The following is a 10,881-nucleotide window of genomic DNA, read 5'->3' as shown; positions in this document are numbered from 1 at the left end:
ATCCGACAACCGCTCCACCAGCAACATGCCGACACCCTCGGCCCACCCCGTGCCATCGGCACCGGCCGCGAACGCCTTGCACCGCCCGTCCGGCGACAACCCCCGCTGACGCGAGAACTCCACGAACATGCCCGGTGAGGCCATCACGGCGGCGCCGCCGGCCAGGGCCAGGTCGCACTCGCCGGTCCGCAGCGACTGCGCGGCCAGGTGCAGGGCGACCAGCGACGACGAGCACGCGGTGTCCACCGTCACCGCCGGGCCCTCGAACCCGAACGTGAACGCGACCCGCCCGGAGATGACGCTGGCCGTGGTGCCGGTCAGCACGTACCCTTCGGCGCTGCCCGTGGCCTCGTGCAGGCGCGGCCCGTAGTCCTGGGCCGTGGCGCCGGCGAACACGCCGGTACGGCTGCCCCGCAGCCCGGCCGGGTCGATCCCGGCCCGCTCCATCGCCTCCCACGACGTCTCCAGCAACAACCGCTGCTGCGGATCCATCGCCAGCGCCTCACGCGGCGAAATCCCGAAGAACGCCGGATCGAACTCGCCCGCCCCGTACAGGAAACCACCGTGCCGCGCATACGTCGTGCCGCGACTGTCCGGATCAGGGTCGTACAACCTGTCCAGGTCCCAACCGCGGTCCACGGGGAACTCGCCGATCGCGTCCCGGCCGGAATCCACCAGATTCCACAGGTCCTCCGGCGAGAACACCCCGCCAGGGAAACGGCAGGCCATGCCGACGATCGCGATCGGCTCGTCGGCCACGGGTCTGGCGGCCACCACGGCCTGGGCGACGTGCTCGCCGGCCAGCTCCGCGCGCAGGAAGCCCGCCAGCGCCCGCGGCGACGGGTAGTCGAACAGCAGCGAGCTGGGCAGTTGCAGCCCGGTGGCGGCGTTGAGCCGGTTGCGCAGCTCGACGGCGCTGAAGGAGTCGAAGCCGAGCGCCTTGAAGGCGGTGCCGGTGTCCACGGTGGCGGTGTTGGCGTGGCCGAGGACGAGCGCGATACAGGTGCGTACGAGTTCGAGGAGGGTCTGCTCCTGCTCGGCCTCCGGCCGGCCGCGCAGCCGGTCGGCGAGCGACGCGCCGTCGGGGCGGGGCTCCTCTCCCGAGGCGGACGGCGCCGGGGCCGCGCGCGGGGGCGGGGGCGGCGCGGAGCCGTCCGCCTCGGGAAGCCAGTGGTAGGTGCGCTGGAAGGCGTAGGTGGGCAGCTGGACGCGGCGCGCGCCGGGCAGCACGGCGTCCCAGTCGAGCGTGGCGCCCCTGACCTGCAGCCCGGCCAGGGCCAGCGCGGCGCTGCGGCGTTCCGCTGCCGGATCGCGCAGGGTGGCGATGAACTGCGTGTACGGGCTGGCGGGCAGACAGTGCTGCCCCATCGCGGCCAGCACCGACCCGGGACCCACCTCGACGAATGTGGTGACGCCCGTGTCGGCCAGGGCGCGGATGCCGTCGCAGAACCGCACGGCCTCGCGTACGTGCCACACCCAGTGGCCCGGTGAGCACAGGTCCTCGGCGGACGCGACGGCCCCGGTGAGGTTGGAGACGATCGGGATGGCCGGTTCGCGGTAGGTGAGCGACTCGGCCACCTCGCGGAACTCCGCCAGCATCGGGTCCATCAGCGGGGAGTGGAAGGCGTGGCTGACCCGCAGGCGGTGGGTCTTGCGGCCACGGCCGCGGAACTCCTCGGCGATCTCCATGACGCGGCTCTCGGAGCCGGAGACCACGGTGGAGTCCGGTGCGTTGATCGCGGCGATGCTGACCGTGGTGTCGAGGAAGGGCAGGACCTCCTCCTCGGTGGCCTGCACGGCGACCATCGCGCCGCCGGCCGGGAGGTTCTGCATCAGCCTGCCGCGCGCCGCGACCAGGGCGCAGGCGTCGGCCAGGTCCAGCACGCCGGCGACGTGGGCGGCCGAGATCTCGCCGATGGAGTGGCCGACGAGCCGGGCGGGGCGCACGCCCCAGTGTTCGTACAGGCGGGTGAGCGCGACCTCGAAGGCGAAGAGCGCGGGCTGGGCGAAGCCGGTCTGGTCGAGCAGCGCGGCCGGCTCGGAGCCCTCGTCGGCGAACATCACGTCGAGGAGCGGCCGGTCGAGTGTGCCGTCGAAGCAGGCGGCGATCCCGTCGAGCGTCCGCGCGAAGACGGGGTGCGTCTCGTACAGTTCGCGGCCCATGCCGGGCCGCTGGCTGCCCTGGCCGGAGTAGAGGAAGGCGATGTCGCCGGTGCTCGGCCGGCCGGTCACGATCCCGGCGGCCGGCTCGCCCTTGGCCAGCCGGTCCAGCGCTTCAGCCAGCACGTCTGCAGGGGCTGACGGCTCGTCCACGACGATCGCCGCCCGTTGGTCGAACGCCGTACGGGTCGTCGCCAGCGAGTAAGCCGCGTCGGCGGGAGCGGTGCCCGGCTCGTCGAGCAGATGGTCGCGCAGCCGACCCGCCTGGGCGCGCAGCGCGGCCTCGCTCTGCCCGGCGAGCGGCACGATCAGCGGCCCGGAGGACGATCCGGGGAGCGGCCCGTCCTGGCGTGCGGCGGTGGAGGTGGCGGGCTGCTTCTGCGGGTACTCGGCGAGCACCACGTGGCAGTTGGCGCCGCCCATGCCGAAGGAGCTGACGCCGGCGACCAGAGGCGCGTCCTCGCGCGGCCACGCGGACGTCTCGGTGTTGACGCGCAGGTTGAGCTCGTCGAACGGGATCCGCGGGTTGGGCGTCTCGAAGTTCAGCGACGGCGGCAGCGTGCGGTGCCTGATGGCGAGCACGGTCTTCAGCAGGCCGACGATGCCCGCCGCGCCTTCTAGGTGGCCGACGTTGGTCTTGGCGGAGCCGACGAGCAACGGCGTTCCGGAGTCCTTGGCGGTGCCGATGGCCGCGCCGAGCGCGCGCGCCTCGATCGGGTCGCCGACGCGGGTGCCGGTGCCGTGCAGCTCGACGAACTGCACGTCGGCGGCCGGCACGCCGGCCCGCCCGCAGGCCAGCCGGATGACCTCCTCCTGGGCGTGCTGGTCGGGCACGGTGAGCCCGTCGCCGCCGCCGTCGTTGTTGATGGCGCTGCCGGCGACCACGCAGTAGACCCGGTCGCCGTCGGCGAGCGCGCGGGCCAGCGGCTTCAGCACGACGACGCCGCCGCCCTCGCCGCGTACGTAGCCGTTGGCGCGGGCGTCGAAGGTGAAGCACCTGCCGTCGGGCGACAGGGCGCCGAACCGCAGCGCGGCAAGGGTGCTGTCGGCGGTGAGGTTGAGGTTCACGCCGCCGACGATGGCGAGGCCCGTCTCGCCGTTGCGCAGACTCTCGCAGGCCAGGTGCACGGCGGTCAGCGAGGCCGACTGCGCGGAGTCCACGGTCATGCTGGGCCCGTTGAGCCCCAGCGTGTACGAGATCCGGTTGGCGAGCAGGGCCCGGCTGATGCCGGCGAGGCTGTGCCGGGTCAGCGCCGCGCGCCCGTTGCCCTGCAGCAGCTGGGCGTAGTCGCCGGCCATGGCGCCGACGAACACGGAGGCGGCGGTGTCGCGCAGGCTCGCCGGGACGATCCCGGCGTCTTCGAGCGCCTCCCAGCTCAGTTCCATGAGCAGCCGCTGCTGCGGGTCGATCATCGCGGCTTCGTTCGGGGAGACGCCGAAGAACTCGGCGTCGAATTCGGCTATCCCGTCGATGAAGCCGCCGCGCAGGGAACTCGTCTCCGGCGCGTCCCACCGGCCGCCGGGCACGTCGGTGACTGCGTCGCGGCCGTCGCGCAGCAGCCGCCAGAAGGATTGCGGGTCCGGAGCCTTGGGGAGCCGGCACGAGATTCCGACGATCGCCACCGCGTCGCCGGAAAAACTACGAGAGGAGAGTTCGTAGGACATTGAACCAATCCAAAATCCGACGGAGCGGGAACAGTGCGGGGAAAACGCTCTTACGTGATCAGCTGACGACGTCGTACTTGCCGAATCCGGTGGCCACGGTCACCGGATCACGAAAGAGGTCGAGCGGAGCCTGGGGGTTGAAGACGCCGGAGTGCGCGTACGCGTCGAGCGTGCCGTCGGGGCGCAGGCCGAGCAGGTCGGGCCGCCCGTCGAGGTCGACGTCCGTGAGCGTCATGATGCGCATGTCCTGCCAGCCGCGGGCGACGGTGTACCACGTGCCCGCGGTCGTCGTGCCCGGCTTCCCGGCGAACTCGAACAGGTCCATGTCGCCGTTGGGGCGGCGGACCAGCAGGTCGGGGGCGCCGTTCCCGGTGAAGTCGGCCATGGCGACGGGGAAGTCGTCGACGTCGACGTCGATGAGCCGCACCGGCTCCTTGTCGTAGGTGTCGTTCCTGACGACGCCCTGGTCACGGTGCGGGAACAGGTCGATGTTGCCGGCGTTCTTGCCGCGGCCGAACGTGTCGTCGGTGCCGGTGCCCGTCACGTCGGCGAACCCGATGGTCTCCCATTCCTGGCCGTCGTCGCGCTTGCTGGACACGCGCAGCGGCTCGGCGAACGGGCCGATCTCGCCGGGCCCGCCGAGGTTGCGCAGCAGGAAGAACCCGAACTCGCCGTTCTCACCGGGATTGATGTCGTATTCGCTGGTGCTGAACGCGCATATGTCGGCGCGCCCGTCGCCGGACGCGTCCACGGCGCGGACGAAGAAGAACCGCCACCATCCGAATCCGTCGCCGATCTTCACCGGCGGGCCGAACGTGCCGGTCCCGTTGAATTCGCCGCTGTGCGGGTGAACGAAGAGCTCGCCGGTTTCGGTGTTGCGTACCAGCAGATCCGGCAGCCCGTCGCCCCGAAAGGACCGGCACTGACCGTTCGCGAAATTCGGCGCCATTGTTTAACGCTCCTCCCCGCCAGGATTTCCCGGTCAAGCGTCATCAGTATTTGCGAGACGGGATAAGGCGGGTAACCCCTAGCAGCCCACTAAATCGGCCGGTCAGCCCCAGGCCGGGGGGTGTGGGCATGCCGGAGACCCGGCGCGCGGGGCGCGCGCCGGGTGCGGGTGCGGCGGTCAGGCGTCGCGGGAGCGGAACAGGGCGAACGCCGCGATCAGCAGCACGGCGGTGAAGGCGGCCATCACCCCGAAGCCCGGCCACGGGAGCATGCCCTCGGCGCTCTGCACGGTCGTGGTGATCTGCAACCCGGCCTGGATGGGCCAGTACGTCTGCACCCAGGCGCCGACCGCGTCGGGCAGCAGCCTCGGCCCGATGATCGGGATGATGAAGTTGACCGCGACCAGCACGGTCGTGGCGCTCATGGTGGAGCGCAGCAGGCCGCCCAGCGCCACGCCCGACAGGCCGACCAGCACCCAGAGCAGGCCCATTCCGGCCACGGCGCGCAGGACGCCCGGCTCGCCGAGCGAGGCGGTGGGTGCGCCGCCGGACCCGAGCACGGCCTGCCCGAGGAAGAACGAGCCGAAGCTGGACACCCAGCCCATCAGCAGGGCGATCAGCGCGAACGTGGCCACCTTGGCGCCCAGCAGCCGGCCGCGCCGTGGCACCACGGTCGTGCTGGTGCGGATCAGGCCGGTGGCGTACTCGTGGGTCACCACGAGCACGCCCAGCGCGCCCACGGTGATCTGGGCGAACAGGAACCCGCCGTACATGCTGATGTAGGTCGGGTCGAACACCGCCCTGGTGGCCTCGTCGGCCGCCTGGTAGTTCTCGCTGGCGCCGTTGGCGGTCAGAGCGCCGGGGAACACCATGAGCGCGACGGCGGTCAGCATGGTGGGGATGTTGGACGGGATCGTCCGGAACTTGGTCCATTCGGAGCGGACGGTGTCCGCGAAGGCCACGCTCATGCCGCACTCGCCTGGAACTCGACGCTGTCTCGGGTCAGATCCATGTAGGCCTGTTCCAGGGAGCGTTGCGGCGTCAGCTCTGTCAGCACCACCTCGGCGTCGAGCGCGGCCTTGCCGACCTGCCTGGCCTCCAGCCCGGTCACGATGAGCGCGCCGTCGGCGCCGGGCAGCACGGTGCCGCCGGCCTCGGTCAGCTCGGCGGCGAGCCGCTCCTGGTCGTCGGCGCGTACGAGCACGTTGGAGCCCTGCCGGACGAACTCGCTGATCCCGATGTCGGCGATCAGCTTGCCCTTGCCGATGACGACGAGGTGGTCGGCGGTCTGCGCCATCTCGCTCATCAGGTGGCTGGAGACGAGGACGGTACGGCCCTCGGCGGCCAGGCCGCGCATCAGCTCGCGAATCCACTTGATGCCTTCGGGGTCGAGCCCGTTGACGGGTTCGTCGAATAACAGCACCTTGGGGTCGCCGAGCAGCGCCACCGCTATGCCGAGCCGCTGGCCCATGCCCAGCGAGAAGCCTCCCGCGCGTTTGCGCGCCACCGACTCGAGCCCGACCACCTGGAGGACCTCGTCCACCCGCTTGGCGGGGATGCCGTTGGTCTGGGCGATGCAGAGCAGGTGGTTGCGCGCCGTACGCCGGGGGTGCACGGCGCGGGCGTCGAGCAGGGCTCCCACCTCGCGCATCGGCCGGGGCAGGCCGACGTAGGCGCGGCCGTTGACCGTCACGCTCCCGCCGTGGGGACGGTCGAGGCCGAGGATCGCCCGCATGGTGGTCGATTTGCCGGCCCCGTTGGGTCCGAGAAAACCGGTGACCCTCCCAGGATGGACATTGAATGACAAACCATCCACTGCCGTCTTATTGCCATAACGTTTGGTCAAATCGGTTATTTCGATCATATTTCCAGTCCCTCCACAGACGGGAGATGGAGTCCGGTCGCGCGTACGGTTCCCACACCTTCAGTCAAGATCTTTGCACTCGGCCCGTCTATATGGTGCCCTTTCGGATAAAGGAACCGCCAGTGCGTTGAGCATGGGACGGAACTTCAACCGGGTCTCCTCCAGCTCTGCGTCCGGGTCGGAACCCGCCACGATCCCGCAGCCCGCGTACAACGTGGCGGTGCCCTCGTCCAGGTGGGCCGAGCGGATGGCCACCGCGAAGTCGCCCTCCTGCTCGTCGTTCATCCACCCGACCGGGCCCGCGTACCAGCCCCGGTCGAAGGGTTCGGCCTCACCCAGCCACTCCAGCGACGCCCGCCGCGGCTGCCCGCCGACGGCGGGCGTGGGATGCAGCCGCTCGACCAGGTCGAGCACGCTGGCCGACTCGGGGTCGGCGACCTCGCCGACGATGCGGCTGTGCAGATGCCGCAGGTTCGGCAGGTCGAGCACGTGCGGCTCGTCCGGCACCGTGACGGTGTCGCACACCTCCTCGAACGCGCGCCGCAACGTCGCGGTGACGATCTTCTGCTCCCGCCGGGACTTGTCGTCCTCCATCAACGCCGCGCGCAGGCACACGTCCTCGGCCGGGGTCGCCCCCCTGGGCATGGACGCCGCCAGGCTCATCGACTCTGCCCGCCCGCCGCGCAGGCTGACCAGCCGCTCCGGCGTGGCGCCGACGAAGGCCTGCCCGTACGCGGCCACGGCGAACGCGGTGCTGCCCGGCTGCGTGTCGAGCAGCGTCCCCATGACCGAGGCCAGGTCGTAGCCGCAGGGCGAGCTCACCCGCAGCTGCCGAGCCAGCACCGCCTTGTCGAACCTGCCGCGCCTGATCTGCTCGACGGTGTGCGCGACCAGCGCCTTCCACTCCGACGCCGACGGGATTTCCACCAGATTCGTACCCGCGAGCTGAGGGCTCGGGCATGGGCGCACCCCTGCGGCGGCGAGCAGGGTGGTGGCGTCCGCGACCGTGCGCGCGGGACCGTCCGGCGTGGTGCCGCGAGGGTCGACGCACACGCTCAGCGCGAGCGTCGCCCTGCCGTCCTCCTGCGTGATGAGCACGCGCGGCACCCACATCAGCGCCTCCGGCAACGAGCCGGGACGCGGCGCGAAGGCGAACCCGCCGACCATCGCCGGCACACCACGCGCGCCAGGACCGCCCGCCACCGCGGTCCTCGCCGTCTTCTCCCAGCCGCGCCGGATGCCGGCGAACCTGTCCCGGCCGACGTGGGTGAAGTCGGTGGCGCTGCCCATGGCCATGACACTGGTCTGCGGCGACACCCAGACGAAGGTGCGCGTGGACCGCTCGAACAACGGCCTGAGCAGCCCGGCCGGGTCGAAGGGGCCGATGTCCTGGCGCCAGACCGCCAGGGCAGGGCACGCGTTGTTGCGCGCCTCGATGGTCGCTTTGGCGTGAACTTCCAGGAATCCCTGCAGGTCGATGTCTGCGACGTGCATCGGCGTCGTCCTCTGCGAGCGTGGGGTCAGTGGAACATGCCGGCGAGCGTCTTCTTGCTGACCTTGCCGAGCGGGGTGAGCGGGAGTCGCGGGACGATTTCCAGACGGTCGGGGAACTTGAAGGCCGCGACACCGCGGTCACGCAGGAAGGCGGCGAGCTCGGCCAGCGTCGGCGGCGTGCCGCGGGGCACCACGCAGGCGCAGCTGCGCTCGCCGAGCACGTCGTCAGGCAGGCCCACCAGGGCGACCTCCCTGACACTGGGATGGGCGAGCAGGTGGTTCTCCACCTCCTCGGCCGCGATCTTCTCGGCTCCCCGGTTGATCTGGTCCTTGACCCGCCCCTCGAAGATCAGGTGTCCGGTCGGCAGCAGCCGCACCAGGTCTCCTGTCCGGTAGAACCCGTCGGCGGTGAACGTCTTCGCGTTGTGCTCGGGCGCCCGGTAGTAGCCGCGCACCGTGTACGGGCCGCGCGCCAGCAGCCGGCCCACCTCGCCGGGTGCGACGTCGTTGTCGTCCTCGTCCACGACCCGGACCTCGTCCGCCGGGGAGACGGGTAGCCCCTGGCTGACGAGCACCACGTCCTGCGGGTCGTCCCACCGGTGGAACCCGCACAACCCCTCGGCCATGCCGAAGGCCTGCTGGAGCCGGCACCCGAGCGCCGGCTCCACCCGCCGGGCCATCTCGGGCTGGAGCTTCGTCCCGCCGATCGTGACCCGCCGCAGGCTGGACAGGTCGTACTCGTCCCACTCTGCCGCCTCCATCCACAGCAGCGCCGCCCCAGGGATCAGTCCGGTCTCGGTCACTCTTTCCCGTTCGATGAGTGGGAAAGCCTCGTCCGGGCTGGGTCCTGGGGCGAGCACGAGCGTGCCGGCCGCGTGGAAGGTGGCCAGCAGTCCGTGGGTCAGCGGCCAGTTGTGGCTCAGCGGCAGGCTCACCAGGTGGACGGTCTCCTCGCCGTAGTCGCACGCCTCGGCCACCGCGCGCCCGCTGTACGACCATTCCTGGTGGGCACGCGGCACCAGCTTCGGCACGCCCGTCGTACCGCCGGACAGCAGGAACAGCGCCACGCCCGCGGGGTCGGGCCTCGGCAGGCCGGCCGGCTCCCCGTCCAGGGGCAGCGCGGTGAAGTCTCCCGGATCCCCCGCGACCAGCACGTGCTTGAGCGTGGGCACCCGCGCCGTCACCTCCGCGGCCAGCTCCCGGTAGTCGAACCCGACGTGCACGTCCGGGATGACGTACGCCACCGCGTCGGTGAACTCGCAGAAGTACGTGATCTCGCTGCTGCGGTGGGCCGGCAGCGCCAGGACCGGCTGGGCGCCGATCCTGAACAGCGCGAACATCAGCGTGACCAGCTCCGGGATGTTCGGCAGCTGCACGACGACGCGGTCTCCCGGGCCGATGCCGATCCGGTGCAGACCGGCCGCCATCCGGTCGGTCCTGGCGTCCAGCTCGGCGTAGCTCCACCGCTCCTCCCCCGCCACGAGCGCGGTCTTGCCGGGATGCGAGCGGGCCAGCCCGCCCAGCAGCTCGCCCAGCGTCTCGTCGCGCCAGTAGCCGGCCGCACGGTAACGTTCGGCGAACTCCTCCGGCCAGGGGGTGCATCCATCCTGCACAGGTCCGTCCTTTCCTCGGCGGGGGCCGTCATGGCCCGACCGCGATCTCAGCCGGGATGGCTCAGCTCATGGCCTCGGCGAGCAGGTGCTCGGCCAACTCGGCAGGGGTCGGATAGTCGTAGATCGCGTCGGCCGCCACCTCGATGCCGGTCAGCTCGACGAGCCGGTTGCGCAGCTCCACCGCGGCCATCGAGGAGAAGCCGAGCTCGAAGAACTCCGCGTCCTGCTCCACCGCGTCGGGCAGCGGCAACTGCAGGATCGCCGCGGCCTCCCCGCGCACCACGCCGAGCACGATGTCGCGGTGCTCGTCCTCCGGGCTGTCGGACAACAGCCGGCGGAAGGCTGCGGCGTCGTCGACCGCCTCGCCGGACTCGTCGTCCGTCCCGGCCGCCTGCGGGATCTCCTCCAGCAGCCGTACGTGTCCGTCCGCGTGGAGCGCGGCCCAGTCTGGGTCGGCGACGACGAGCGTCCTGTCGCCCTGATGCAGGGCCTGGCGGATGGCCGACACGGCGTCCCCTGGCTCCTTCAGCCCGGCGGCCACGGCCAGCGCGGGGTGTCCCGCGGCGGACCGCTCCTCCGCCAGCGCGGCGAAGAACTCGTACGCCTGCGCGCCGTCCCCGCCCCAGGCGGCCCGCGCCGGGGCCGGCATCACGAAGACCGGCACGCCCGCGGTCCTGGCCGGCCCGTCCAGGGCGCGGGCCGCCTCCGCGGTCGTACACACCACCGCGGTCACCGCCCCACCCTGCCCGTCCACCCAGGCCGCGTGGCCGTTCACGCCGGCCCCTCCGGTCCCGTGGCCGTTCACGCCGGGCCCGCCGACCGCGTGGCCGTTGAGCACGGTGGCCGGGGTCAGGAGGGACGCGGCTGCGGCGAGGCCGGCCTGGACGGTCACGCCCGGCTCCCCTTCGAGGCCCGTGGCGGGTTCGGTGAGGACGACCCGGTCCGCGCCGTTGCGGGCGGCCCATCTGGCCAGTTCCGTGGCGGTCTCGTCGAGGGGCCCCGCCAGCAGGACCGTGCCTCCCGGCCGCCACTCGCGACCGAGCGGGGTGCCGCGCGGCGGCGCGGGCCGCAGCCTGCGGGCGAAGACCCCGCCGGAACGTACGGCCAGCTCGGACTCGCCCGTCAGACCGGACAGGAC

The 10,881-nt window shown here is 71.9% G+C and carries 7 protein-coding genes; all 7 read right to left on the bottom strand.

Translation table 11 applies throughout. The annotated features are described in order from the left end of the window. The coding region (locus E1267_RS39555) for a type I polyketide synthase (RefSeq protein ID WP_132340759.1) at positions 1–3,825 on the bottom strand (3,825 nt) is incomplete at its 3' end. Positions 3,826–3,883: 58 nt separating this feature from the next. Further along, a complete protein-coding gene (locus E1267_RS39550; protein WP_132340757.1) occupies positions 3,884–4,774 on the bottom strand; it encodes an FG-GAP repeat domain-containing protein in 891 nt (296 codons plus the stop codon). 177 nt (positions 4,775–4,951) lie between these two features. Further along, entirely contained in the window at positions 4,952–5,740 is a 789-nt protein-coding gene (locus E1267_RS39545) for an ABC transporter permease (protein WP_132340755.1), read from the bottom strand. Continuing rightward, a complete protein-coding gene (locus tag E1267_RS39540) occupies positions 5,737–6,636 on the bottom strand; it encodes an ABC transporter ATP-binding protein (protein ID WP_132340753.1) in 900 nt (299 codons plus the stop codon). Before E1267_RS39540 ends, E1267_RS39545 begins: the two co-directional genes overlap by 4 nt. Positions 6,637–6,696: 60 nt before the next feature. Then, positions 6,697–8,130 carry an isochorismate synthase gene (locus tag E1267_RS39535; protein WP_132340751.1) on the bottom strand — a complete coding sequence of 478 codons (1,434 nt, stop codon included), beginning with the start codon at positions 8,128–8,130 and terminating at the stop codon, positions 6,697–6,699. 26 nt (positions 8,131–8,156) lie between these two features. Continuing rightward, complete coding sequence (locus E1267_RS39530; protein WP_132340749.1) at positions 8,157–9,743, bottom strand: (2,3-dihydroxybenzoyl)adenylate synthase; 1,587 nt, start codon at positions 9,741–9,743, stop codon at positions 8,157–8,159. 61 nt (positions 9,744–9,804) lie between these two features. Further along, on the bottom strand, positions 9,805–10,881 hold a 1,077-nt coding region (locus E1267_RS39525; RefSeq protein ID WP_220449896.1), incomplete at its 5' end, for a beta-ketoacyl reductase.

It is taken from the genome of Nonomuraea longispora (assembly GCF_004348345.1).
Classification (GTDB): Bacteria; Actinomycetota; Actinomycetes; order Streptosporangiales; family Streptosporangiaceae; genus Nonomuraea; species Nonomuraea longispora.
Note: the sequence above shows the minus strand (reverse complement) of the source record. Positions and strands in the feature narration are given on the sequence as shown.

Bases quoted from the DNA above. Each gene is read 5' to 3' on its own strand.
- E1267_RS39550 (WP_132340757.1), bottom strand. From the start codon at position 4,774: ATGGCGCCGAATTTCGCGAACGGTCAGTGCCGGTCCTTTCGGGGCGAC.
- E1267_RS39545 (WP_132340755.1), bottom strand. From the start codon at position 5,740: ATGAGCGTGGCCTTCGCGGACACCGTCCGCTCCGAATGGACCAAGTTC.
- E1267_RS39540 (WP_132340753.1), bottom strand. From the start codon at position 6,636: ATGATCGAAATAACCGATTTGACCAAACGTTATGGCAATAAGACGGCA.
- E1267_RS39535 (WP_132340751.1), bottom strand. From the start codon at position 8,130: ATGCACGTCGCAGACATCGACCTGCAGGGATTCCTGGAAGTTCACGCC.